Raw genomic sequence first — 26,258 nt, 5'->3', positions numbered from 1 at the left:
TATGCACCCGGCTGAGGAGATCTATTGTGAGAGCAGCAGTAAGCTCAAAGGAAGGACGATCGTGATGGGCATAACCGGAAGCGTTGCCGCTGTGGAATGCTTCGGTGCGATACGTGAGCTGATAAGGCATGGTGCGAAGGTGATCCCGGTATTGACGGAGTCTGCACGTGATTTCGTCACACCCCTCTCGATGGAGTATGCCTCAGGCAACATACCCGTCACGGAGTTGACGGGAGCTACTGAACATGTGAGCATAATCGGTTCCGATGCCGATGTACTTCTGATATATCCAGCGACAGCGAATACGATCTCGAAGATCGCGAACGGCATCGATGACACTCCAGTGACATCCATGGCAACGGTAGCATTGGGTTCGGGATTGCCGATAGCGATCGCACCCGCTATGCACGATGCCATGTTCAAGAACCCTGCTGTGCAGAAGAACATCGAACTCCTGAGGTCATGGGGGGTCACGTTCATCGGACCCAAGAAGGTCGGACCTAGGGCGAAGGTAGCCTCCAAGGAAGAGGTGATAGCATCCGTGTTCAGATTGTTGTCGAAGGATGATCTCGCAGGCAAGAGGATATTGGTCATAGGCGGAAGATCCGAGGAACCCATCGATTCCATGAGGATCATAACAAACCGTTCGACCGGTTTGATGGCTGTGAGGATAGCCGATAGGGCGATGGAACGCGGAGCGGATGTCGAATTATGGATGGGCGGATGCAGTGTCACAATACCGGATTACATGAACGTGAGAAGGTTCGATTCTGTTTCAGACCTCATATCGATGATAGATTCCATCGATAGGGACATAGTGATCGTCCCTGCCGCCTTATCGGATTTCACACCGGCGGAGAGGAGGAACGGGAAGATATCGAGCAAAGAGGGATTCGATCTCGAGTTGGAGCCTGTGCCGAAAGTGCTCCCGTTGCTCTCAAAGAGATGTAAATATGTCATAGGATTCAAAGCGGAATCCGGATTGTCGGAGGACGAGCTCGTCAAGAAGGCCAAATCCCGCATGGATGAGTATGGTCTGTACGCTATCGTGGCGAATGACATCGATTCTGCAGGAAAGACCTCCTCGTCCGCGATAATAATAACGTCTGACGGCAACAGCAACATAACCGGACCGAAGGATAACATCGCGGATTCGATACTCGACCAATGTTCGAGGATAGCATGACATCCGTCTTCTGTCCTGGACACATAACATGTTTCTTCGAACCTGTGAGATCCAATGCGATCATGGAGACAGGTTCCAGGGGAGTAGGGATCAAACTATCGAAAGGAACGACCGTCACATTGGAGGAGCGTTCCGACGATAGGTTGGAAGTGATGATGGACGGGAAGGAATGCCGTTGCGACATAACGAGGGCGGCGATACTCATGACATCATCGAGGGGATTCGATGTGACGATAGAGAACGACCTCCCTGTCGGGCAGGGATTCGGTATGTCCGCATCGGGCGCTATAGCAGCAGCATATTGTGCATGCACCTTCGAGGATAAGCCGTTGGATACGGCATTCCTGAACGCTCATATCGCAGAAGTGGTCGGAGGCGGAGGTCTAGGCGATGTCTCCGCATTGATGTGCGAATCACATGTCCCCATAAGAGTGGAGCCCGGTCTTCCGCCGGAGGGTGAGATCAAGGATTCCGGTCTGAGATTCGAGAAACTATCTTTGGCAGTACTTGGCGGACCGCTCGATACAGGTTCTACATTGAGGGACAAGGCTACATCGAAGAGGATAGGGGATGCAGGTTCCAAATGTGTCAAGGAATTCATCGCGAATCCGAACATTGATTCGCTCTTCAGACTCTCAAGGTCGTTCTCGAAGGATGTAGGGTTGGAGACTCCCGCGTTGAGGAAGGTGTTGTCGAAGATTCCGAATTCAGGGATGTGCATGTTGGGCCACAGCGTATTCTCCGACTGTCCGAAGGATGTGTTGGAGGATATGGGATTGGAGGTCTACGAATGTTCATCCGTGGACAGTATGCCCATCATCTGTAGAGAGTGAACAATCTCTCATCACAGTCGACGTCCCATAGACCTATCCTAGCACCGCAGTCCAACCATCCATGAGCATAGTTCACTGCGGCGAATGCTGTGACGAAATCACCGTTCGCACGGAATGTGAGTGCGTCATTGTAGTAACATTGGGCCATCTCCAGGAAACTGTCGGAGAGATCCCTTGCGAATGAACGGTCAGGTGTGACCACCTTCAGTTTATCGAGGGCCTCCTTGGTTATGCTGAGGTATCTGTCGATCTTCTCTTCCGTGATAGTGTCGTTCATCAGTCATCACCCAATATCTTCACGCCGGCACCGCCGTGTCTGCTCTCCCTCGGTCTGACCTCTACTAGCAATGGGGATTCTATCCCTGCACCGACAACCATCGCCATACCGATAGGCATCGATTGTATGTCATCGCTCATTCCTGTGGTCAATCCTTCGATGGATGCTGTGATCGCTTTGAGATCATTGGGGTTAGTGACTTTGAGGATTATCTGTGTTCCGCATTGACTCAGGACGTTCTTGTCTATCTTGGCGGGCCTTTGGCTTATAACCATCAATCCCAACCCGAACTTCCTTCCTTCTGATGCAATCGTCGCCAATGGTTTGGATGACATCACATGTTCAGCTTGCGGACAATAGTTGTGTGCCTCTTCCACAACGAACATCATCGGAGGGATGGAACCTTTCTTCCTGAGTTCGAACATGAAAGTAGCAAGACGTTTCACGATCAATTGCTGTATATCTGGCGGTACGCCCTTCAGATTGATGATGGTCGTCTTACCGTTCTCGACCAACTCATCGATACGGTTGCCTCTCTTAGCGAAGATGCCCATGCTGTCTATGTATTCCAATTCGGTGATCAGGACAGCGTTCTTCGCACCCCCGTCCTCCTTCAGGACGTTGATGAGGTCCGTGACGGAGTACAGTTCTCCCTCCTCTCTCAGAGTTTCTATCGCTTTCTTCGTGGGCGGGAGGAAGGACCTCATGTCTGTTTTCCTCATGAGCTCCAATATCTCCCTCGGTTCGAGGGATTTGAATGTGAATTTCAACGGTTTGATGAGGCCGTTGGTGTCATCGGTGACACCGAATTCCTTTATGCGGTCGGCATAGCCGTGTGGTTTCACATTGAACTTGGCATCGCCCTTGGTGCCTGCGTCACGCATGGCACCATACTCGCCATGGGGGTCGATGATCATGCAGGTGACGTTATGTTTCATCAGTTCCTCGATGATGTCTCCCGACATGTAGCTCTTCCCGCCACCTGTCTTTGCCAGGATGCAAGCATGTCTCTGTATCAATTCGTTGATGTTCAATGCTACAGGGATACCATGGCCGTGCAACAATCCGATGTATCCATCAGTTTTTGGATTGATCTTCAATCCCAATATGGATTTCACAAGGTCTTGGTCTGCGCGTGTGACCTTGGAACCGGCTCTGAATGTTGTTCTTGGGGACATCAACAATCCTCTGTTGTCCCTGTATCCGATGACGTCGACGTGTGCACTGACGACATCATCTATCTTGTTGATATCCGCATCATTGGCATCCTCCAACGTGAGATTGGATTTCCTTACCAATGTTCCGACCTGACATAGCACTGGACCGTAGTCATCGTGTACAACGGATACGTATTCGGAGCGTTCGAGATGTTCGGCGGATACGCGACAGTCGAAATACGTGGTTCCGGCTTTTCCATAGATTGTACCGACGACCTCTCCGGATGATGTGTGTGGCGTCTCCTCGATCACCACATTCTCTTCATAGCCCTCGATCCCGGAGTTCTCTTCCACGACATCCTCCTCATTATCGACATTGGATAATGGTTCACAGGTGGTCGGTGTGCATTCCAGGTCCATGAATTCCGTATCATCATGCATGTATTGCATCATGATCTGCCTTTTCCTCTCGATGTTCCTCCTGTCGAACATATGCGCATCCCGTAGGTGCATCTTTGACATGCGTTATATTTCTAATGTTCGCCGAATCGGTTCGTAATCGAGGTAACGATGAACCCAAAACATCCATGACGATGCATCTTAGTCCGTCCGTATACTCACATCCTTCCCGACCAGCTTACCAATTAAGTATAATATAGGGCACGGGTTACGGACAGGCATGATAGTCGTAGGCGGTTCGACATCCAGAGACCTTGCGAAAGATATCGCATCGATCATTGGCTGCAAATACATCGAAGCTGCCACCGTCAGGTTCCCTGACGGTGAGTGTTACACAAGGATCGAAGAAGAGACACTGGATGACGATGTCGCAATCGTCCAGAACACATATCCTGATGAGAATCTCGTGGAGATGTTCCTTATCCAGGATGCGGTGAGGAGGGCAGGCGCCAAGAGCGTCACGCTCGTGATACCTTATTTCGGATACGCGAGACAGGACCGCGTGTTCAAGAATGGTGAACCGGAATCCGCTAAGGTCATGTGCGAACTTCTCTCAAGGGTATGCGACTACGTCATAACTGTCGACATACACAAGGAGGCTGTGTTGGAGGCATTCAAACGTCCGTACAAGGATGTCAAGGCCGCCAATGCCATGGGCGATTACTTCAAGGACAAGGATATCGACATGGTGTTCTCTCCTGACATCGGCGCGGCAGGCCGTGCCAAGATGGTAGGGGAAAGGATGGGTGTACCGTACGACCATCTGGAGAAGAAGAGATTATCCGGTACCGAGGTCGTCATACAGCCCGCCAAATCCGATGTCAAAGGAAAGAGCGTCCTCATCGTTGATGATATGATATCCACAGGCGGGACCATAATGACCGCTACCACACAGCTCAAGGCAGCAGGAGCGAGGAAGGTAACGGTCGCATGTACGCACGGTGTGTACGTCAACAACGCATTGGAGAGATTGAAGGCATCGGATATCGATGATCTGCTCTCATGCAACACACTGATATCCGAGACATCACGCATATCCGTCGCAGGGATGATTGCTGACGCGATCAAGGGGAGGTGCTGATATGGAGAAGACAGCTGAGAATTACAATGAATGGTATCTCGATATCGTCGAGAAAGCGGGACTTTCCGATAAGAGATACCCGATCAAGGGAATGAATGTCTGGACCCCCTATGGTTGGAAGATCATGAGGAACATCGACACTTACATACGCGAGGAGTTCGACAAGGATCATGATGAGGTATCATTCCCGCTTTTGATCCCTGAGACCGAGTTCAAGAAGGAGAAGGATCACATCAAAGGGTTCGATTCCGAGGTCTATTGGGTCACACACGCAGGATTGGATGAGTTGGATGTAAGATTGGTGGTAAGGCCTACTAGCGAGACCGCGATGTACCCGATGTTCTCGTTGTGGGTGAGATCTCATCAGGACCTTCCGCTGAGGATCTATCAGATAGTCAACACGTTCCGTTACGAGACCAAGCAGACACGTCCGTTCATAAGGGTCAGGGAGATCCACTTCTTCGAGTCACACACATGTCACGACACGGAAGAGGATGCTCAGGATCAGATCGAAGCGGATATCGAGATACTCAAGAGCTTCATGAAGAAGCTCTGTCTTCCATACTATCTTCTCAAGCGTACAGATTGGGATAAGTTCCCTGGTGCGCACTACACAGTGGGTATCGATACCGTCGTACCCAACCTCAGGACATTGCAGTTGGGTTCCATCCACCATTACAGGACGAACTTCTCTGTTCCTTATGATATAACATACGAGGATGAGAACGGTGAGCACAAACATGTGCATCAGACGACCTTCGGGATGTCCGAGAGGTTGTTAGGAGCGGTCATCTCCGTACACGGAGATGAGAAAGGACTGTGTCTCCCTCCGGCAATAGCTCCTTTCCAGATGGTCATAATCCCGATCCTCGGAAAGAACAACACCGTAGATGTATCTGCGGAAGCGAAGAAATTGGAATCACAGCTCAAGCAAGCAGGATTCCGTGTGAAGCTCGATGACCGTGACGTACGTCCCGGAAGCAAGTACTATGATTGGGAGATCAAAGGTGTCCCGCTCAGATTGGAATTGGGAGCGAGGGACATCGAGAACGGTGTGGTATCGTTCGCTAGGCGCGATACCGGAGAGAAGGGCGCGATCGATATGAAGTCGCTCGTACCTGGTATACAGTTGGTGTTGGACGACATAATCAAGAATCTGACCGAGAAGGCATGGAGATTCCAGATGGATGCCATCACCGATCTGAAGTCCATGGATGATGTACCGAAGGATACGGATGATGCAAAACTCCATGTGTATAGGTTCGGATGGTGCGGATGCCCCGAATGCGGACACAAGTTCGAGGATGAGCATAACATCAAGATCCTCGGTACGCCTTACATCCCCGAGGAATACGACGGAGAATGCATCGTGTGCGGTGAGAAGGTCACAACGCCTGCTTACGCAGCGCGTACGATGTGATCGCGGGGAGTATTCCCCGCATCAATCCTTTAAGAACGATTTAGCTTCCGAATAGATTCTATCTGCGGTCTCGGTGGAGATCCATTCAGGTTCTAGTTTCTTCAATTGGAGATCGAACCTTTTCACGAATCTCTCGCATTCCTCTTGGAAGTGTTCTTGATCGCCCATGCCGGTGTCGATCTTCAGTGCATATTTGTAATCAGCGAGATCCAGCATGAACTTCATGTACTCGTCCCTGGTCATACCTGTCATCTCTATGCCTTGGAACATCTCCTGTGAGGAAAGGAAATCATCCTGACTGCAGGCCATGGCGGGTGTGAGGTACATCACGCCAGGATATCTCCTGACGAGTTTCAGATAATTGTCGGAACCTCCGAGCGGTACGCATATGCAATCGTCGCATATCCTTCCGTCAGATCCCTTGAATATCGTCACAGGGGTCTTCAGGGATTCCTTGCACCAATCGATTATGCCTAGAAGTCCGTTACCGCATAATCCGTAGTACAGGGCTACGCCATCCACTATACCATCTATGCGTGTGAGCTCATCCCTGATGGCATCGCCGAGATGTTTTGGGTCTGAATGCAGACCGAGATCCATCATCCATATGACTATGGAGTATCCGTCATCGGCAATCCTCACGGTACCTTTGAAGAAATCCTTCTCATCTATATTGATGTAATCTATGTTGTGATGTTCGAGTTTGGGTACGAGCGTGGACGTGTTCTTGTTCCTGAGGAGATAGATCCTCTTATCCTCAGGGTCATTGAGGATGCTGTAGATCATCTCATCCTCAAGGATGGGACACGCGATCATCGCTAGTGTTCCGTCGGTCATGTGAATGCGATGGTGTTCGGGATTTATATCGATGAAGTATCATCGATGATACTTGTTCACCACGTATCTATCTTGAAATCCATGTCGCCGTCCGTTTCCTTCTTGATCCTCTCGGATATGGAGTCGACGGTGTTCTTCAACAGTTCGTGCGCCCTTTGGATGTTGCCGATATCCTGTTTCACCATAAGGTCGCCGTGCATGGCGACGGAATCGTTGATGATGTTCATGGCTATGCAGAGGTTTTCGACGAATGATGCGCTGCGTGCGATCCTGTCGATATCCTCCTTGGTGTATTTGGCTGGTGATGCGGTCTGTTCCATAATCGGGAGTATGAGGGAGATGGGATAAAGGGTTGTTTGTGGGGATTGATGGATTATTGATGATCTATGTGATGTTCTGTATGGAAGATTTCTTTCAACGTAAGTTCCCTGCCTTATACAAATCAAAGGCGAAGGAATCGTAAATGAATCGAGTCATGGAGATCACAAACAGCATTATGTGAAGGCATATACAGATTCAAACAGTAAACAAAATTGAGGTATCCAAGTCAAATGGCGACAAACGTGTCGTATACACATCCAAGAGACATGGCGTTATGATTGCTACATGTAATGTTCGGGGTATATTAGGTGTGAGTTAGAGTAGCTGAATGTGATAGAGGTAACAGAAAACTCTTCTGAAAGAGTCATCATTGAGAACAAGATAGTGGTGCCTTGGAGGCAATATAAGAAATCAAAACCATTTGTACTTCAACCCCCGGAGTACAAGTTGCAGAGAACTACTGTGTGGAGTTTCCCAGAACGTGGTGATTGGGCATCACATACTCCCCAATACAGAGGCAATTGGTCGCCATGGGTTGTAAGAAATATCATTGAACGTTTCTCAAAACCAGGAGATCTAGTACTTGATCCTATGGTTGGTGGCGGTACAACACCAGTAGAATGCAAATTGCTTGGAAGAAATTCAATATCATCTGACATTAACCCAGGTGCAATTTCAATAACAAGAGATAGGTTAGATTTTCCAGACGGTTGCTTAAAAGAAATACCATCAACAGAACATAGGACTTTTATCGGTGATGTAAGAAACCTAGACATCATTGAGGACGGGTCAATAGATCTTATTGCAACACACCCGCCCTATGCTAATATCATTAGATATGCACAACATGTTAATGGTGATCTATCCCAGATTAATGAATATGAGCTGTTTTTCAAGGAATATAGGAAGGCAATTAGAGAGATGTACAGGGTTTTAAAACCTGGTGCTTGTTGTGCGATATTGGTTGGAGACACTCATAATAAATGTCATTACGTCCCAATTTCTACAAAAATGATGATAGATTACTTGAGAGAAGGGTTCATTCTTAGAGAGGACATAATAAAAAGAGAATGGAACTGCGAAAGCGAGTATTGTTTTACAAAATACTCTGATGTCAACTTCTTGTTGACAATGCATGAGCACCTCTTCATATTTGAAAAACCGAAAGATGATGTAAAGGCATTGAGAAATAGCATGATTGATTTTTTTGACTAAAGACCACACTGTTTGTATGCATGCTTTTGGTCATTGAAGACCCGAATCTTCGGTTTGTATGGCCACGTGACAGAGCGATCCTCCCTGCTATGGGATCTTCAAGCCTGAAGAGGGAGAATAGTTCTATCTTGATGCAATCTTACAATCCCGAAGTTTTAGGTTGTCGACAATCTTTCAACAGATCGCAATTATTATTTTTGATCATTTGTATTGAAGATCGAATGCTGAGAGATCTACAATTCGATTATTCGTACGATACGAATTTTGATGAGGACGTTGTTGGAAAGTTTTACGAACCAGCTCTTTCGGAATCCACATCATACAAACGAATGGCTGGTTTCTTCAGATCATCGTCTTTAGCAGTAGCCGCTGAAGGGATTTCCAATTTTATTGAAAATGGTGGGGTGATGGAAGTTGTTACCTGTCCATATTTTTCTGATGAAGACATAAAAATGATCAATTCAGTTACTTCTGAAAGTGAAGTTGATCATATACTTGGTAATGTTTTGTCTAGAGAATTAACCCCAGAGAATATTGCAGAAGAGCATGTTGAGGCTATGGGGTGGATGCTCGCTCATGGAAATTTAAAGATCAGAGTAGTTCTGGTAAAAAGAGAATCTGGAGAGTTCTTTATTGAAGATTTGTTTCATAATAAAGTAGGAATATTGTCTGATGGAGAAAACATAGTTGTTTTTTCAGGTTCAATCAATGAATCTTCTTCTGGTTGGGAAACTAACATTGAAGAATTCGATGTATTTTGTGATTGGAGGGATTCGCCTGAGCGTATTGATAAAAAAGTTGCCTATTTTGATAAATATTGGGAATTAGGTGAATCTAAGAGGAAAGTAACAAAAGAATTGCCTGATGCCGTTAAAGAAAAATGGATAAAATCTGTACCTCGCGACAAAGAATCACTAAAAATATTTAAAAAGAGAAATTCTGGAAGTGTTCGGTTGCGCGGTTATCAAATTGTTGCTATTGATAATTGGTTTGCCAATCACTGTCATGGTATTTTTAACATGGCAACAGGTACTGGAAAAACACTTACTGCCATACACGCAGTGAAAAAATTGTTGGAACAAATACGTGAGAAATTTATTCTGATTGTTGCCGTCCCTCTTCAACATCTAATTGATGATCCTTGGATTAAAACACTTGATTCTGAGGTATCAAAAGAACGCAAGTTGACCATTATTAGGGCATTTAATAATTCAAAAACATGGCTAAGGGAAGCAAAAGACGCGTTAGTGAATTACACGTACGGGATTACCGACAACATCACGTTAGTGACAACATATGATACTTTGTCATCAGACAATTTCATTAATTTTGTAAAACCAATTAAGGGCAAGAAAATCATAGTTGCAGACGAAGTCCATAATTCTGGTTCGAATAAATATCGCGACGGTTTGTTGGAAGATTATGATTATCGTTTAGGGTTGAGTGCCACCCCAGCAAGATATTTGGATGATGACGGCACCAATTTTATTCAAACTTACTTCGATAAAGAAGTATATACTTTTACACTCCAAAGGGCAATTAGCGAAATCAACCCAGATACAGGGAAAACGTATCTAACTCCCTATAACTACTATCCAATTTTTGTTCAGATCAATGATGATGAATTGAAAAAATATCAACAGTACAATAGTAAATTGGCAAAATATCAAGACAAGGAAGAGTTAACTTCTTTCGAAAAATCTTGTATCGAAGGCCTTTTGATTAACCGTTCAAGAATTATTAAAAACGCTGCATCTAAATTGACATCTTTGACTGATTTGTTGCCAAACTATAAAGAAAAAGGTATTCTTGATCATTGTTTGATTTATTGTTCAGATGGGAAAGATTCAGAGGATGACAATATCCGTTCTCGTGAAAGAGTTGTAATGGAATTGAATAAATTATGGGTTCCTTGCAGGAAATTTACTGCTGAAGAAAAAAATACTGAAAGACAGGAGATATTGCACGAATTTTCAATCGGCAATATCAAAGTAATTGTTGCAATAAAGTGTCTTGATGAAGGCGTTGATGTTCCTGCGACACGTAATGCTATTATAATGGCCAGTACAGGAAATCCGAGGGAATACATTCAGAGAAGAGGGCGTGTTCTCAGGAGATACGATGATAAGGAATATGCCAATATCTATGATTTTGTTGTTATTCCACGCGATTATTCACCAGATTTAGATTCGGAATGTCAGATTTTTACTAATGAGTACAAAAGATTCAAGGAATTTTCTGATTATTCGTTGAATAAGGACGAAAATGGTTTACTCATACAAAAGATAATTGATAAATTTTCTATCAATATTGAAGAAGGCGAATGAATGGCAGAAAACTCTCTGGTTATAAACAAAATAGAATCGATGGAAATCGATGAAAAATACAAGAAAGCTATGATTGATTTGTTCAGATCTGAGTTGCAACATGGCAATATTTCCAGAATTGATGTAAAAAAGAATAGAGCAACAAAATGCCGTGAGATTGTAATCAAGGTGATTTCTCGTGAAAATATTTGAGGTTGACATCTGTAATTATCGTCAGTACAAAGGCGAGAATATTATTGTTTTTTCAGTAGATAATGACAAAAATTTCACAATAATACAGGGAGATAATGGTGGCGGGAAATCTAATTTGATGAACGCTATCATATGGTGTTTGTACGGTGATGAGATATTCAAATCAAAAAACAACGAAGGAAGAGAAATAATCAATGAATTGGCGATTCAAGAGGTTTGTATCGGAGAATCTGCAAAAGTAAGTGTATCTATTAAAATGGGTAAAGATAAGGTAGATCACATAATTACGAGAGAAGTATCGTTCAAAAGAGCAATGGGTAACATAGTTCGTGGGATGTCAATATTTAAGGTTGTGGAAATATCTGACAAAGCAGGAGTGAGGACGATACCCACACCTGATTGGTTTATCGAAAAGCATTTTATCCCCAGGGATTTGATTGGATTCTTCTTCTTTGATGGAGAAAAAATGGATGAATATTTTGAAGATACAACAAAAGTTAAACAAAATGTTCAAAAAATAGCACAAATTGATGTATTGCAGAATTCGATAGACACATTAGACTATACTATTAGGAATATCAATGCAGACATTAAAAATCAAACTCCAGAATCTACGGTTGATGTTGAAGAGATAGAAGAATTAAAAACGAGCAAATCCCAAGCAGAACTTGAATTAAAAAATGTAAAAGACAGGATAATCGATTTGGAAATTGAAATATCTAAAATCGAACAGTATCTAAGGGACAATTCAGATACAGTAGTCAGACAAATACAGAGGACACGCGAGTCATTAGATGATCAATTAAAAATACAATTTAATAGGAAACAAACTATTGAAAATAATGTCAAATCATTAATATCTGAATCAGCTCCGATAATAATGTCTTTACAAGCATTAGAATATTCTGAGCACCTTATAGAAGAAGAAACACAAAAAGGGGTTCTTCCTCCGAATGTGAAAGATGTTTTCTTGATGGATTTGCTGGAAAAGGGCACTTGTATTTGTGGCAGAGATTTATCAGACGGTTCTGAAGAACGCTCGTGTGTTGAACAATTGCTCAATCAACTTATGCCTAGTGATATTTCATGTGAAGCTACTCAAGGAAGATATATTATTCAGAATATGTTAAAGAAGAAAAATTTCTCTGAAACATATAAAAGTTATCTCGAATCAAAACAAGATTGTAGAGAACAGATTGAATCTCTTACAGAAAGGATAGATGCAGAATCTGATAGATTGTCTAAATATAATGTAGGGGATATTCGCCAGAAGGAAGAAGATCGTAGTTTGAAACAAAAGACACTTGGTCAATTGAATACCAGAAAAGGTACATTGGGAAATAAAATCATGCTATATGAAAGAAACATTGCATCATTGGAAGAAAAATACAACAAAAATTTGGTTTCTGACAGCAATGTTGGTCGTTTAAGAAAACAATACGAAGTTGCTGATAATTTAAGGCGGTATTTTAAAGAAGTCAAAGAGTCAATTCTTGATGATGTTAGAAAGCAACTTGAGGATAAAACACGTAGTTACTTCTTTAGCATGATATGGAAGAAAGATGCTTTTTCAGATGTCTTGATAAAAGACATAGGTTCACAATATAAAATATCTGTATTGAGCGATTATGGGAATGAATGCTTAGGCGATCTATCTGCTGGTGAACGTCAGGTATTGGCACTTTCCTTTACGGCGGCTTTGTATTCAGTTAGTGGCTACTCTGTTCCCGTAATAATTGATACCCCACTTGGAAGAATATCTGGAGCGCCTCGTGATAATATCGCGTCTTCATTACCTAATTATCTATCTGAAACTCAGGTGGTGATGTTGGCTACGGATACAGAATATACAGAAACTGTTAGAGAAAAAATAAAAGTTCGTGTTGGTGCAGAATATAAGATCAAACATGACGTAGCAACGAAAACTTCGAAGGTGATTGACTATGAGTGATGAAAGAGCTACCGGTACTATCGACAAAGATAAAGCGCACATTTATGATGAGTTGGTGATGGATGACCACAGTCTATTTCGCAGTCATTCAAAAACTGATGTTTATGTTATGGCTGCTGCGTTGGGCTATTATTTTAAAGAAATAAAAGAGATACCTTCCACCAATAAGCAAGATTTGTTTGTTACTACGACATTAGGATCTGGTACTGTAGATAAATTGTGGATTTTGAAATCTATTGCTATTTCTTTTTCAGGTATTGAAGTGTTGAAAAGTATGAAAGAAATAATAAAGATCTGTGACTCTTATGCGAACGCTGGGATAGATCGTCTAGATCAGATACATAAAAATTCTGATGATGAAGTTGTTGAATATGCAATGTTGATGGCCGAATCATTGAACAACGATGATTAAATTATGGTTCTGTCAGATTAAGAATCCATTTGACCCAGCCTACAACAGTTCCTGCTCTACGGCTAGGTGTTTCTTTATTTTCTATTTCAGGATAATATTTTCTTATGAGGTTGGCAACATATTCTTTATCCGGCATGTCGCCATTTTTGAGAAGATAATCAAAGGTTTGGTAGAATACATCATCTTCCAAGATCGCTTTAATAAGATCTATATTTCTCTCTCTTATAGTTTTATCCATGGAGTTTTTACCGGTTTTCGAAATGCTTAATGGACCTCTTTTTATGACTGTAACATAACCTAAAAATGCAGCGGCGTTAAGATAGTAATCAGTTTGACGACGATCAAATTCAAAATAATCTGTTATGTCATCCTTTGTTACATCACTTCTGTCATTCAAGAGGTTTAACAAGTCTATTATTTTCTCCATTTTATCTGCTTGAGGGAAAATATTTGAGTGTATATGATTAGAAGGAGTTATTTTACTGAATTCATTTACAACATCGACCATTGTTATGGGTTCATCTGCGGGTGCAAATTTATATGATTTAACAATTTTCACAGAATTGATATCACCCTCATCATCAAAAGCTAGGACGTAGAAATAGAACGATTTGTCACTATGTACCATAAAAATCGGCACTACTTTTTTGTTGATTTTACTTGACCATAGCCTGTAAGGATAGTATATTTGGCGAAGGTTGATGTCTTCAACATAACGATTTTTTGCTTCAACAATAAAAAACGATTCTTCTGTTTCAAACGCGCCATCTATTTCGATTTGAGGTTTGTTTGCATTGATTGTGAATTTTCTTCCAGTTGGGTTTCCTTTTTTATCTATCTCGTCTGTCAAAAACGAAAACGTTCCTGCACCCATTCTACCATAGCTAGTAAAACTAACATTATTTGTACCGAATAATTCCCTCATCATGTTGCTATTATAGGCATAGAGCATTGAGGAGGATTCGTTGTAAAGATCATCAATTTTTAATGTTTCAAGATAAACCGGTTCGATGGGCCTATCGTCTGTATTTTTGTAATTAACTGACGAAAAAAGAGCAAATCTACCAATAATGTATGAACCTCTTGAATCAGAAATGATAGTCATTTTATTATTTCTGAATATTTGGGGCATTTGGGAATGCTCGTCAAATTTTGTCATCAAACGTGATTCTTTATACTCATTGATCTGTTTGGCAGTTATTCTAAAATAGCCATCTTTATCGATTTTATTAATGACATCATATTTTTTGAAAATTTCTTTCCATGCATCTTCAACGCTGACCATAATTCACCAATTTGAAACAATTACTTCATCAACAGCCCCTCTGTCATTTCCGTTAGAATTTATTGCACGATTACATTTCACCTTTTTCACCTTGTAATTTTTGTATAAATCATGGATAAAATCTGTGGAAGAATTACTCAATGTACAATAGACCCCGCCCTCTGTCAATTTTTCGTACACGTTTTTCAATCTTTTTTGTTCTTCTCTATCAAACCCACCAGACTGATATCCAGTAAAATTAGTGTTGTCAGGACTATCGTACGGAGGATCAAAATATACGAAATCATCTTTTGAAGCTGTTTCAATTGTTTTTTCAAAATCAGTTTGTAATATCTCAATATCGTTACCGTTGAGATAATTACTTACAGCACGTAATACATATTCGTCGCAAATAGCTGGATTCGTGTAGTTGCCAAATGGCGTATTGAATAAGCCTTGTGAATTGACACGATATAGGCCATTGTAACATGTTTTATTCAAGTAGATTAGCCTTGCCGCCTTTTCTACATCCCTCATGTTAGAATATATGGTAATGTCCCTGTCCATGGATCTAATTTTGTAATAGTCTGGACCGTTATTTTTTCCTTCGTACATTTTCAATAATTCGATTAATTCGTCTATCTCGTCTCTAACCGAAATATATGTTTTTATCAGATCTTCGTTTTTATCTGATATCGTTGCTTTTTTCGGTTGTAACTCAAAAAGTAAAGCTCCACCGCCGATAAACGGTTCATAATAAGAATTGTATTTTTTTGGAACATATTTAATCAATTCAGGCATTAGTTGTCTTTTTCCACCAGCCCATTTTATGAACGGCCTTACTAATGGTTTGGCAACTGTTTTTCTGGATGACATCTATTGTTCACTTATCCTTATTGTTGTATGGCAGAGGTATGGTTAAATGTTCGGTTGTTATAATTGTGATTTATTTCCCCATTATATTGTTACCTGTGCTAGTCGTATTAGTTATCATTTTGAAAAATCTATGGAACTATTATTTATCAAAACTTTATCATTTTTCGGTTTTCTAAACTCGAGTTCGACACATAAGGCAAAGTGATGCGGACACGACCATCAATTTATCCGAAATCGTTGGCAATGGATAATAAATGACCTTCCTTTATTCTCAACGACCAAGAATCAAACAAAGCGAAAGACCATGTTCAGTATCGGTATGATGCTGATTAATCTTACGGTGATTCTGCTTGTTCGATTCGGTCAGGCAGTGAGTATTTGACTCAGAAAAGGAAGAGAATCAACACAAGGATACCAGAACCGAATGATAATTTCTCAATGACAGTTGGTAACAAGGTTATTGTCGATGCCGTGTTCAGGGTTAAATCATCTGGCCCACTGTTTTTCAGATAGAGCATCAAACTTACAACAAAATATATTATTCGATAATTTACCACAATAATCAATCATATTGTTATTTATGTGTCATCTCGCATATACATGGCAACCGATGAAGAGATTGTTCAGGACCATAGATGAGAGGATTGAGGAATCATTGGATTCGTCCGAAGGGAATCACATCACGCTCTCACATTCGATACCATTCAAGAATGTCATAGATGATGCAGTAACTCTGATAATTGGAGTGCTTATAGTAATCTTAATCTGGTGGTTAGTCGGATCGATATACAACACATTTTTTGCACATTCGATGCTCTTCCCGATGCCTGATGAGGTCTTTGACGATCTATTGTCCTTGATGGTCGGCGAAAGGGTGTTCACGTACACCATATGGCAGCACATCGGTGCTAGTTTGGAACGTTGGACGATAGGGTTCCTCATCGCAGCGTTGATAGGTTCAGCCATCGGTTTCATCGTATCCTTGCATCCTCTGATCTACAAGGTCCTGATGGTACCAGTTAACATATTGCAGATGATACCTGGGCTCGCATGGTTGCCGGTAGTCCTCATACTGTTCGGATTCGGTAACGATTCCGCGATATTCATCGTCGGTGTCGTCGCCATAGCGCCGATCGCGATCAATGTCTCTAACGGTCTTCGCAACGTACCGAAGGTGAACAGACGCGTGGCCGAGATGTCCGAACTATCACGTTGGGATACATTTCTGGAGGTTCTGCTCCCATTCTCGGTGTTGGACATCATAACGGGCCTGAGGATCGGACTAGGTAGTTCATGGCGTATGATCATCGCCGCTGAGATGGTGGTCGGCGTCATGCAGGGTATTGGTTTTACGATAAAGGGTGCATCCGACACCTTGGATTACACTACAGCGTTCGCATGTATCATCGTCATATGTGCGATAGGCCTCGCCATCGATAGATTGTTCTTCAACCCTGTGGAACGTTATGTCAGGAAGAGGACGGGAGTGGGTGATGCATAATGTCAGAACCTGTGATATCCATCCGTAATGTCTGGAAGGCATATCCTGACAAATCCAACAGGACAGCGACCATAATCCTGAGGGATCTTTCCATGGATGTGGAGGAGAATGAATTCCTTTGCATAGTCGGGCCTTCTGGATGTGGTAAGACCACGCTTCTGAACATGATCGCAGGTTTCGAGACACCTCAGCGCGGAGTCATAGAGTATCGTGGCGAGGTGATATACGCACCCTCATCGAAGAGGTCTGTCGTGTTCCAGGAATACAGTCTACTTCCATGGATGAATGTTCAGAAGAACGTTGCCTTTTCCGTGGACAGGAGATCCCATACGGACATGGAACGTATGGCGATCGCCAAGGATTATCTGGATCTGGTAGGTCTTGGTGGTTATTGTGACAAGAGGCCTGCGGATCTCTCTGGAGGTATGAAGCAGAGGGTCGCCATAGCGAGGACATTGGCCATGGAGCCTGATGTGATGCTGATGGATGAGCCGTTCTCATCATTGGATGAACAGACGCGCCGTCACTTGGACGGGGAGATAAGGGATATCTGGGCCAAGAAGAAGAGGACGGTCATCTTCATCACACACAACATCGACGAGGCGATACAGATCGGGACGAGGATCGTGATGCTCGCATCCGATGCGGGCGGTATCGTCGGAGAATGGAAACCAGACGAAAATACGGATCACGTTGCATTGAAGAAAGAGATATTCGACAGTCTTCAGACCTGTAAATGTCTCGGCAGACCGAATGTCGTTGAATGGAGTTGATTGAGATGAATAGGAACATGAAGATAGCATTGGCGATAGTCGTCGTTGTGGCGATCGTGATCGCCGCCGTAGCAATCGTCACGAATGATAGTGACGAGAAGGGAGATACATACAGGATCGCTGTCGTCAAGCACAATTTCGAGCCGTTGTTCATCGCTGATGAACTTGGATACTTCAATGATGCTGGCGTGAATGTGAAACTTGTCCAAGCATCATCAGGCAATGATGCGATGACGAGTTTGGCAGCAGGGCATGTGGATCTTGCAGGATTCGGTTCGGATCCATTCTTTGGTATGATTGACAAATACGGAGGGGATTACAAATACATCGGAAGATGGATGATGGACGAGGGACTCAAAGGAGCCGCTGCGTTGGATTGTCCATATTCATTCAATGGTGACGAGAAAGGTCTTGTCGGCGCTAAGATAGGCGTCAACACAAATGTCTCCTATTACTCATTGCTTCTGAAATATCTGTCACAGACTGCACAAGGTGATATCATGGTGCTTCAGAAGGACGGAGGGTATGATAAGGATAAGGTCAACATCTATCATTTCGCCAACGATGCTCTCTCTGGTGCTCTTACGACCGGCAAGGTGGACATGATAATCGCAGGCGCCACGAACATCAACGTCGTCGAGAGGAATCCAACGCTCTACAAATATGTGGTTGCAGAGGAAGGATACAAAGGGTACATGTCAGTCGGGATGTTCTCTTCCATGGATCTCGTAGAGAAGAGAGAGGGCGACATAAAGAAGATACTCAATGCGATCGACAAGGCCTGTGATTACATGAACGATGCGAGTACGAAGAACAAAGCCATCGATATATGCATGAATAGGTTGAATATCACGGATAAGAACATCATGACAAAATACCTGGAGCTTGCTGAATGGGGAGTTAAACTCAATGATGACGACAAGGATTCGATAGAATCATCGTTCGAGTTCATCGTGAAGAACAACCCTTCGAAGTACACTGGTACGCTTAAAGGGTTAACGACGATCGATATCACGGATTATTTCGATTATAGATTCGTCAGGTGAATAGGGAATCGGAGGCCTCTGCCTCCATTCTCAGAACCTTCGTGCCGTATGATGTTCAGATTCCCTCAACAGGCAACCCGTTCTCATCGAAACCATCACGTCCGCGTATCATCTCGCGAATGAAAGCGGCAGCGAACAACGGATAATGCTCCACACCATCCTCATCCACATGTATGTTACCTTTCTCCAAGACGATACGTCTGTCGATCCTGAACACTTCTGATGCTTTCCTCAGCGATGGGAACTCCCTGTCCTTTCCAGATTTCACTTCGATCACACACAGATCCAATCCCAACTCTATGACGAAATCTAATTCCATCCTGTTCTTCCCATTGGTCTTGCGATAGCATCTCGGCTGTATACCTGATTTCATCAGACATTCCGCGACAACATTCTCTGCCACAGCACCTTGGTTATAGCGATAATCGTCCGTGAAGGTAGCCACCCTTGCCGATGGGCCATAGATGTGCGTCAACATGCCCGTATCGAACAGATATATCCTGTATTGATCCACGATCTCATTGGCCTTCAGAGGGAGCACAGGTTCCGTCAACAGATGACAGAAGTTCCCATACCCTGCCGCTCCAAGCCATTCCGTATTGTCATAGTATTTCTGTTTGGTAGAGTTGTCAAGGCGTTCATTGTCCTTGTCGACCATCCTGGAGAATGTGAATTTCTTATTCGTGTCCCTGAGTTGGGAGGGAATGCTTTCGAAGCATCTCCTCGTCTTGATGACATCCACTCCATCGTTGTACTTGTTTATGTCCCCCAGAGTGTTCGCGAGTATTGTATCCATGGCGGCTATCGCTTTGTCATTCTCCCCAGCTACGATATTGCGTACGACCTCAGGCATACCTCCGGAGATCATGAATGCTCTGAAGTGCCTCATCATCATCTCATACGTCACATCATCCAAAGGTATGCATCCTTTGATCTTGGATCTCAGATCATCTATCATCTCGTCGGATACACCTCTCGCCCAAAGGAACTCTTCGAAGTCCAAGGCATACATGGTGATCGTCCTCTCATACCCTACGCCGATCGTAGATGGTTCTCCTCTTTTGTAGATCCCCAATCTCGAGTCGGATACGCCTAACATGGATCCTGTCGCTATCACATCGTAGCGGCCGTCCTCAGCGAACAGTTTGAGTGTCTTTCTCGCTTTAGGGCATTCTTGTATCTCATCAAGGAAGATCAAACATCCTGGTGTGATGGCATCATCATGTAGTATCAACGACATCCTTTCTATGATCCCATTCACACTCAGATCACCATCGAACAGTTTCATCAGTATCGGATCGGTGAGGAAGTTCAATTCCACATAATGCTCATAATTGTCCTTCGCGAACTCTCTTACTATGAAGGTCTTCCCGACTTGACGTGCGCCTTTGATCACCAATGCCTTGTGATCATCGGACTCCTTCCAAGCGACCAATTCGCGATAGATCTTCCTTTTGAGCATAGTTGTTCATTTGCTCATGTATATTTAAACATCACGATTTACCCGACGGTAAACAGTGAAAAATCACGATTTACCCGACGGTAAATCCTCATCCCTCTAGTGACCAAAAGAGAACACCCACAACGATACGAAGGATCGACTCATACAACATCGAACAACCCATCCGTATCGATCACTCGAATATTTCGCCTATCGCCTTCCGTCAATGTTTTATCAGCATCCATTGTTACGGAACATATGCCCTTCCAAGAGAATGAGTACGTATATCTTGTCGATCAGGAGAACAGGAAACATTGGCTCAAAGTAGCCTACACGATGTTGAAGATATCGTCATTGGGTACCATCGACGGTAACAGGTTCAAGGATATGGATGATGGTTCATCATTCGAGGTCGCCAAGAAGAGATTCACTGTTTTCAGACCAGGGACCTACGAACTCATGGAATCATTGGATCGCGGTGCACAGATAATCACTCCCAAGGATGCCGCATCCATCCTATACTATTGCGATGTGAGGGCAGGGAGTGTCGTATTGGAAGTAGGCGCAGGTTCAGGAGGACTCACCACCGCATTGACAAGGGCCGTCGCTCCCAACGGAAGGGTACATACGGTGGAATTCAAGGAGGAGAACGCGGAACGCGCCCTCAAGAATCTTAAACGTACAGGTCTCGATGCGTATTGGTCATATCAGATCGGGGATGCGCGCGATGCTAATGTAGATATGGTCGCCGATGCATTGATCATGGATATGCCCGACCCTGAGAATGCGTTGGATAATCTATCGCCTTGTCTCAGGCCCGGAGGGAGGATATGCGCATACATTCCCAACACCAATCAGTTGGAACTCGTAGTGAACGCACTGCGCGAGAGGGATTTCTGCGACGTGTTCGCCATCGAGATCATGCAACGCGAGATGGAGGTCCATAAAGGCGGAGTCAGACCTTCCTATGAGATGTTGGGGCACACTGGATACATCGTATACGGAAGGAAGAGGGCATGACCCCTCTTCCTTCATGAATCTTTACACAACATCATCGACACATCTGGGTTCTAGGATCGTTATAGAATCCTGATTAACACACTTAAACTATATATTGGCGTTAACTGTTTGGTGAAGTATGAAGATACCGTGTGAATTGGTCGTATGGTACGTGCTCCCGACCATAAGAAGGGAGGTCGCCAAGGAATTGGTGAAGACTCACGGGATGTCACAGGCCCAGGTAGCTAAGAAATTCGGTGTCACGGATGCAGCAATATCCCAATATCTCAAGAAGAAGAGAGGGGAGAATCAGCTCATCGAGGAATCCTCTCAGTATGAATTGTTCTTAGAGGAGATCAAATTGGCCGCAGAGCGCATCGCTGATAATTCATCAGAATTCGTCAACGAGATGTGCAGGATCTGCACCGTTGTCAAGAGCACGGGATTGCTAGCGAAGATCTATGAGGTGCAGATGGGTTGTAAACCGCCGGTCTGTGCATGCGATAAGAGCATCACCATCAGGGATCAATGAATCCGCTGTGATACAACAGTTCCTGTGCGTATCCCGCATATCTTCCGAATCTTCTCCTTGCATAATCGGAGATATCCCTGTAATTGCCATCTTGTCCGTATCTTTCTTTCATCATCCTTCCGATACGGGCATCGATAGGGAACGCTTCAAGATGGTCCATGGAGAACAATGCAATGCAATCGGCGACCTTCGGCCCTATGCCTTTGATTGAAAGCAACATGTTCACGCATCCCTGATAATCCATCTTCCTCAGTTCATACGGATCGATGTCGCCATCGGCGACACGATGCGCAAGCTCCACGAAACGTTCATCACGATAACCTAGTCTGCAATTGGATATGCGTGATTTCCCATCGATTATCTCTTCCGGTGTCGGGAATGAGTGTCTTCCGCCAAGGTCCTTTCCGAATTCCTTGCATACATTCTCCACCATGCACCCGATACGTTTGACGTTCGCATTCGTCGCAAGGAGGTATGTCGCCATGCATTCCCAAGGATCTTGTCTAAGAAGTCTCAATCCAGGACATCTCTCAGCCAATGAGGCTACATAGGGATCGTTCTTCGAACAATCTGCATAGATCTCATTCAGATCGTCATCAGCACGGAAATAATCGAGTATCATCGCCTTATCATCGGTACCTGAGCATTCGAAACCATCCTCCGTCTGCTTCAATGATATTATCTCTTTCCCGAGCACACCTTCCCAGATATCTCCCTTCTTTATCCACCTGTGCGCCTGTCCGCAACCTAGTGTCGGGTCCAATGAGACGTCCAATTCGATCCTCATGTCAGGTACAACGATGACGAACATCAAATATCCTCCCTTGCATATTGTGCCCTCATGTTGAGATTTGGTCCCGCAGGATATCCGCAGGGTTCAAAGAACCCGAAGGATGGTTTGGATAAGACGAAGGCCCTTGGCTTGGATGCCTTGGAGGTTGAATTCGTGAGAGGGGCCAGGATATCGGAGGATAAGGCACTCGAAGTTGGCAGTATGGCCAAGGACAGGGATATAAGGCTGAGCTGTCACGCCCCATACTTCATATCATTCAATTCGGAGAATCAAGAGACCAGGGATAAGAGCATCAATTGGGTGATGGACACAGTTCGTGCCGCTCATAACATGGGTGCATATCTCATCGTGATACATGCCGCATCATACGGGAAATCCCCAGGTACGGCTACACAATCCGTCATCGACGGACTCTCAAGATGCAAGGACATCATGGATGACGAAGGCATTGATGATGTCATATTGGGCATAGAGACCATGGGCAAGAAGGGTCAGTGGGGTACGTTGAAGGAGATCGAGGAGGTCATGGATTCCGTCCAAGGCACTCATCCCGTATTGGATGTGGCGCATGTGCATGCCCGTGACATAGGGTGGTTGAGGACAGAGGATGATATGAGATCGTTGACAGAGGATTTCTTCAAATTGTCTGGAGATATAGCTCATTTCCACATCAGTTGCATAAGATACGGTGATAAGGGAGAGATATCCCACCTTCCGTTGGAGGCCAAGGATCCGGATCTCCAGTTGTTGGCGAACGTTCTCAGGGATACGAAGCAGGATTGCACATTCATCTGCGAATCCCCATTGCAAGAGAAGGATGCTGTCGTCTTCAGGGATATGTTCTGAAAAATGAACATTTCTAACCTGACCTTTCAAGGACAGAGTCTGGTGTTCAAGCATTATCTTTAAATGTTCGACGCTGTTGTAGTCTCAGAAGCCGCTGTGGCTAAGCCCGGTACAGCGTCTGATTCGTAATCAGAAGTGTCGCGAGTTCGAATCTCGTCAGCGGCTCCAATCCTATTATAACGATCTAACATTTCGAATATGGTCTATTCGAGAGGTCAATCCATCTGAACATAGTGAATATACGTATATCATCGATAGATACGTGGTATCTTCACCCTGGAGTGAAATTCACAGTGGATTGTACCGATCACAAATTTCTGATAAGAAAACACATGGGCCACCGCCCCGGACCATACGACCGGGACGATGACCTATTCGAGATAATCGACTTAACAGGTTTACATTCCCATTGCGCCCTTGACCTCTGGGTCCAAAAGGAGTTTGATCATGAATCCGTAGATGATGATTCCGCAGATCGCCAAAGGTATCGTGATGATTCCAAGGATGAGTATGATCGATGAGATGAGTCCGAGTACGAAGAGTACGAGAAGAACGACCCAAATTATGTTGTCGCTGACAGTGGTCTGACCGTCTGTCATCTTCATCGTGCACCAGTACAGGACTACTGCGATGACGATGTACACAGCTACATTGACCCATGAGGGTATGCTGAAGATACCGTTGATGAGAGTGACGAGTGCCGTGACTTTGATAAATGCAACGAGGATATTCATCTTTCCAGTGAACTCATTGTTACGCAGTTTCTTACCGAATCCGAAGTAGATCACACCTGCCAATGCGCTTCCGATAGCCGAAAGGATTCCAGGCAGTTTGTCTCCATCGTTCGTGAACACGAGGACGACCCCAACGATCGCCATCACAAATGTGACCACAGCGAGGATTATCATCGCGAGGCCCACTTTATCATTATCGTCGAATAGTGACATAATACGATGATTTCTACCGAAGATATATATAACTTAACTTTTAAGCATCTTAAAGGGCGGTGATGCCAGTGTCATCAAACCCTTTATGAGGAGTCATTGGGTAAGATCAGGCCAGGCCTTCAAACCTTTAAATATATGGTTAACGGTTTTAAGGCCATGGCGAAGTATAGATGCAGCGTATGCGGCGAGATATATGATGAGGAGAAGGAAGGGGTCAGATTCGAAGACCTTCCCGATGATTGGGTGTGCCCCATCTGTCATAGATCCAAGGACAAATACCATCTGATGGAGGATAGTTCGTCTGCATCGACTTCGCAGAAAGACATCGATTCCAAGAATATCGACATAGATCCCGATCTCATCAGATACGACGGAGGGATCATGGACGAGATAAGGGAGATGTCCCTCACCGGAAAGAACGCATCCGAACCGATGGATACTCTCCGCCCCATCCCTGCATTCTCAGACATACTGTTCTTAGGCGCTCAATTGGCAAGGAAGCCATTGGAAGGGAGTGATGATGTATCATTGCGTACAGTCATAGGGAAGGGTGCCGCAAAGCCGATGGAACTCGACATCCCTGTGTACATCTCCCACATGAGCTTCGGAGCATTATCCGCGAATGCAAAGATCGCACTCGCGAAAGGCAGCGCTATGGCAAGGACCGCTATGTGCAGCGGAGAGGGAGGGGTGCTGGATGAGGAGATGCACTCATCGCACAGATACATATTCGAATACGTTCCTAACAGGTACAGCGTGAATGATGATGTGTTCTCAGGCTGTGATGCTGTTGAGATCAAGATAGGTCAAGGCACTAAACCCGGTATGGGCGGCCATCTTCCTGGTAACAAGGTCACTGCAGCGATCGCATGGATGAGGGGGAAGAAGGCTGGAGAGGATATCCTGAGTCCTGCATCATTCCCGGAGATAAGGTCACCTGAGGACCTGAAGGATATGGTGGATATGTTACGTGCCAGGACCCAAGGGAAGCCCATAGGCGTGAAGATCGCCGCAGGCCATATCGAAGAGGATCTGGAGTTCATCTCACATTCAGGGTGTGACTTCATCACCATAGACGGACGCGGCGGAGCTACGGGTTCCTCGCCGAAGTTCTTGAAGGATGTCAGTAGCGTACCTACGGTGTATGCCCTCGCAAGAGCGAGAAGGTACATGGATGACCATGGCATGGAACAGGAACTCGTGATGACAGGCGGGTTCCGTACCGGTGGTGATATCATGAAAGCGATAGCTATGGGCGCTGACGCTGTCGCCATAGCATCCTCAGCATTGATGGCCCTGGGATGTCAGAGATACAGGATATGCGACAGTGGTAAATGCCCAATGGGTATCGCAACGCAGGACCCTGAATTGGTATCCCGTCTTGATACAGAGGCAGGGGCGAAGCGTGTAGCCAACTATCTCGAAGCGTTATCCGAACAACTGCGCACATTCGCAAGGACCTCAGGACATTCAGACATCCATGATCTGAGCATCGATGATCTGTGCACGACGGATTCGGAGATATCGGATGCGACCGGCATAAGACATGCTTGAGTGTTGCGAATACACGGA

25 protein-coding genes and 1 tRNA gene are annotated in these 26,258 nt (G+C 44.5%); 17 read left to right on the top strand and 9 right to left on the bottom strand.

Translation table 11 applies throughout. The features are described 5' to 3' along the window. The first annotated feature begins 1 nt into the window (after position 1). Both coaBC and ACI2NF_RS02370 read left to right on the top strand, forming a co-directional pair. Entirely contained in the window at positions 2–1,186 is a 1,185-nt protein-coding gene (gene coaBC, locus ACI2NF_RS02375; RefSeq protein WP_400211019.1) for a bifunctional phosphopantothenoylcysteine decarboxylase/phosphopantothenate--cysteine ligase CoaBC, read from the top strand. After that, a complete protein-coding gene (locus tag ACI2NF_RS02370; protein WP_400152832.1) occupies positions 1,168–2,019 on the top strand; it encodes a pantoate kinase in 852 nt (283 codons plus the stop codon). The genes coaBC and ACI2NF_RS02370 overlap by 19 nt, the downstream gene beginning before the upstream one ends. Here the strand turns inward: ACI2NF_RS02370 and ACI2NF_RS02365 are convergent. Beyond that, on the bottom strand, positions 2,003–2,296 hold the full coding sequence (locus ACI2NF_RS02365) for a DUF357 domain-containing protein (RefSeq protein ID WP_177971532.1): 294 nt from the start codon (positions 2,294–2,296) through the stop codon (positions 2,003–2,005). The genes ACI2NF_RS02370 and ACI2NF_RS02365 overlap by 17 nt on opposite strands. Continuing rightward, positions 2,296–3,945, bottom strand: a complete 1,650-nt coding sequence (locus ACI2NF_RS02360; protein ID WP_400148819.1) for an ATP-binding protein — start codon at positions 3,943–3,945, stop codon at positions 2,296–2,298. Before ACI2NF_RS02360 ends, ACI2NF_RS02365 begins: the two co-directional genes overlap by 1 nt. Before the next feature lie 187 nt (positions 3,946–4,132). Between ACI2NF_RS02360 and ACI2NF_RS02355 the strand changes: the two genes are divergently transcribed. Continuing rightward, positions 4,133–4,993 (top strand): ribose-phosphate diphosphokinase, encoded by an 861-nt coding sequence (locus tag ACI2NF_RS02355; protein ID WP_400211018.1) that lies wholly within the window; start codon positions 4,133–4,135, stop codon positions 4,991–4,993. 1 nt (position 4,994) lies between these two features. After that, entirely contained in the window at positions 4,995–6,413 is a 1,419-nt protein-coding gene (proS, locus tag ACI2NF_RS02350; protein ID WP_400148095.1) for a proline--tRNA ligase, read from the top strand. A gap of 21 nt (positions 6,414–6,434) precedes the next feature. On the opposite strand, the gene ACI2NF_RS02345 is transcribed toward proS, so the two are convergent. After that, positions 6,435–7,250, bottom strand: a complete 816-nt coding sequence (locus ACI2NF_RS02345) for a DUF1638 domain-containing protein (protein ID WP_400211017.1) — start codon at positions 7,248–7,250, stop codon at positions 6,435–6,437. Between the two features lie 56 nt (positions 7,251–7,306). Next, complete coding sequence (locus ACI2NF_RS02340) at positions 7,307–7,570, bottom strand: hypothetical protein (RefSeq protein WP_177971536.1); 264 nt, start codon at positions 7,568–7,570, stop codon at positions 7,307–7,309. A 331-nt stretch (positions 7,571–7,901) separates the two neighbouring features. Between ACI2NF_RS02340 and ACI2NF_RS02335 the strand changes: the two genes are divergently transcribed. From ACI2NF_RS02335 to ACI2NF_RS02315, 5 genes are read left to right on the top strand one after another with little or no spacing between them, the layout of a single operon-like run. After that, positions 7,902–8,786 carry a TRM11 family SAM-dependent methyltransferase gene (locus ACI2NF_RS02335; protein ID WP_400211016.1) on the top strand — a complete coding sequence of 295 codons (885 nt, stop codon included), beginning with the start codon at positions 7,902–7,904 and terminating at the stop codon, positions 8,784–8,786. 20 nt (positions 8,787–8,806) lie between these two features. Then, the gene (locus ACI2NF_RS02330) at positions 8,807–11,113 is read left to right on the top strand and encodes a DEAD/DEAH box helicase family protein (RefSeq protein WP_400211015.1); all 2,307 of its coding nucleotides are present in this window, start codon (positions 8,807–8,809) and stop codon (positions 11,111–11,113) included. Further along, on the top strand, positions 11,114–11,305 hold the full coding sequence (locus ACI2NF_RS02325; RefSeq protein WP_400211014.1) for a hypothetical protein: 192 nt from the start codon (positions 11,114–11,116) through the stop codon (positions 11,303–11,305). Further along, positions 11,292–13,256, top strand: a complete 1,965-nt coding sequence (locus ACI2NF_RS02320) for an AAA family ATPase (RefSeq protein WP_400211013.1) — start codon at positions 11,292–11,294, stop codon at positions 13,254–13,256. Before ACI2NF_RS02325 ends, ACI2NF_RS02320 begins: the two co-directional genes overlap by 14 nt. After that, a complete protein-coding gene (locus ACI2NF_RS02315) occupies positions 13,249–13,668 on the top strand; it encodes a hypothetical protein (protein ID WP_400211012.1) in 420 nt (139 codons plus the stop codon). Before ACI2NF_RS02320 ends, ACI2NF_RS02315 begins: the two co-directional genes overlap by 8 nt. A gap of 1 nt (position 13,669) precedes the next feature. Here ACI2NF_RS02315 and ACI2NF_RS02310 read toward each other — a convergent pair whose 3' ends face one another. Together ACI2NF_RS02310 and ACI2NF_RS02305 are read right to left on the bottom strand one after the other, a co-directional pair. Then, positions 13,670–14,953 carry a type II restriction enzyme gene (locus tag ACI2NF_RS02310; protein WP_400211011.1) on the bottom strand — a complete coding sequence of 428 codons (1,284 nt, stop codon included), beginning with the start codon at positions 14,951–14,953 and terminating at the stop codon, positions 13,670–13,672. A gap of 3 nt (positions 14,954–14,956) precedes the next feature. Then, positions 14,957–15,808 (bottom strand): DNA adenine methylase, encoded by an 852-nt coding sequence (locus tag ACI2NF_RS02305; RefSeq protein ID WP_400211010.1) that lies wholly within the window; start codon positions 15,806–15,808, stop codon positions 14,957–14,959. A 610-nt stretch (positions 15,809–16,418) separates the two neighbouring features. Between ACI2NF_RS02305 and ACI2NF_RS02300 the strand changes: the two genes are divergently transcribed. Genes ACI2NF_RS02300 through ACI2NF_RS02290 form a run of 3 tightly spaced genes read left to right on the top strand, consistent with a single transcriptional unit; the run spans position 16,419 to position 19,128 of the window. After that, positions 16,419–17,309: an ABC transporter permease gene (locus ACI2NF_RS02300; protein WP_400211009.1), complete on the top strand. Its 891-nt coding sequence runs from the start codon at positions 16,419–16,421 to the stop codon at positions 17,307–17,309. Next, positions 17,309–18,082 carry an ABC transporter ATP-binding protein gene (locus tag ACI2NF_RS02295; RefSeq protein WP_400211008.1) on the top strand — a complete coding sequence of 258 codons (774 nt, stop codon included), beginning with the start codon at positions 17,309–17,311 and terminating at the stop codon, positions 18,080–18,082. Before ACI2NF_RS02300 ends, ACI2NF_RS02295 begins: the two co-directional genes overlap by 1 nt. After that, positions 18,073–19,128 (top strand): ABC transporter substrate-binding protein, encoded by a 1,056-nt coding sequence (locus ACI2NF_RS02290; RefSeq protein ID WP_400211007.1) that lies wholly within the window; start codon positions 18,073–18,075, stop codon positions 19,126–19,128. The genes ACI2NF_RS02295 and ACI2NF_RS02290 overlap by 10 nt, the downstream gene beginning before the upstream one ends. A 55-nt stretch (positions 19,129–19,183) precedes the next feature. Here the strand turns inward: ACI2NF_RS02290 and ACI2NF_RS02285 are convergent, their stop codons facing one another. Then, a complete protein-coding gene (locus tag ACI2NF_RS02285) occupies positions 19,184–20,590 on the bottom strand; it encodes an ATP-binding protein (RefSeq protein WP_400211006.1) in 1,407 nt (468 codons plus the stop codon). A gap of 237 nt (positions 20,591–20,827) precedes the next feature. On the opposite strand from ACI2NF_RS02285, the gene ACI2NF_RS02280 reads away from it, so the two are divergent. Next, on the top strand, positions 20,828–21,589 hold the full coding sequence (locus tag ACI2NF_RS02280; protein WP_400152476.1) for a tRNA (adenine-N1)-methyltransferase: 762 nt from the start codon (positions 20,828–20,830) through the stop codon (positions 21,587–21,589). 118 nt (positions 21,590–21,707) lie between these two features. Continuing rightward, on the top strand, positions 21,708–22,100 hold the full coding sequence (locus ACI2NF_RS02275) for a transcriptional regulator (RefSeq protein WP_400149434.1): 393 nt from the start codon (positions 21,708–21,710) through the stop codon (positions 22,098–22,100). On the opposite strand, the gene ACI2NF_RS02270 is transcribed toward ACI2NF_RS02275, so the two are convergent. After that, complete coding sequence (locus ACI2NF_RS02270) at positions 22,087–22,911, bottom strand: DNA-3-methyladenine glycosylase family protein (protein ID WP_400150712.1); 825 nt, start codon at positions 22,909–22,911, stop codon at positions 22,087–22,089. The two genes, ACI2NF_RS02275 and ACI2NF_RS02270, sit on opposite strands and share 14 nt — an antisense overlap. Before the next feature lie 30 nt (positions 22,912–22,941). Between ACI2NF_RS02270 and ACI2NF_RS02265 the strand changes: the two genes are divergently transcribed. Further along, entirely contained in the window at positions 22,942–23,739 is a 798-nt protein-coding gene (locus ACI2NF_RS02265; protein WP_400152473.1) for a TIM barrel protein, read from the top strand. A 90-nt stretch (positions 23,740–23,829) separates the two neighbouring features. After that, positions 23,830–23,907: transfer RNA gene (locus tag ACI2NF_RS02260), tRNA-Thr, on the top strand. 230 nt (positions 23,908–24,137) lie between these two features. Here the strand turns inward: ACI2NF_RS02260 and ACI2NF_RS02255 are convergent. Then, entirely contained in the window at positions 24,138–24,686 is a 549-nt protein-coding gene (locus ACI2NF_RS02255; protein WP_400149440.1) for a hypothetical protein, read from the bottom strand. 156 nt (positions 24,687–24,842) lie between these two features. On the opposite strand from ACI2NF_RS02255, the gene ACI2NF_RS02250 reads away from it, so the two are divergent. Then, on the top strand, positions 24,843–26,240 hold the full coding sequence (locus ACI2NF_RS02250) for a glutamate synthase-related protein (RefSeq protein ID WP_400146949.1): 1,398 nt from the start codon (positions 24,843–24,845) through the stop codon (positions 26,238–26,240). The last annotated feature ends 18 nt before the right edge of the window (positions 26,241–26,258 follow it).

This window comes from Candidatus Methanarcanum hacksteinii (genome assembly GCF_964305265.1).
Taxonomy (GTDB): Archaea; Thermoplasmatota; Thermoplasmata; order Methanomassiliicoccales; family Methanomethylophilaceae; genus Methanarcanum; species Methanarcanum hacksteinii.
The sequence above is the reverse complement of the archived record's forward strand: the minus strand, read 5'-3'. Positions and strand labels throughout refer to the sequence as shown.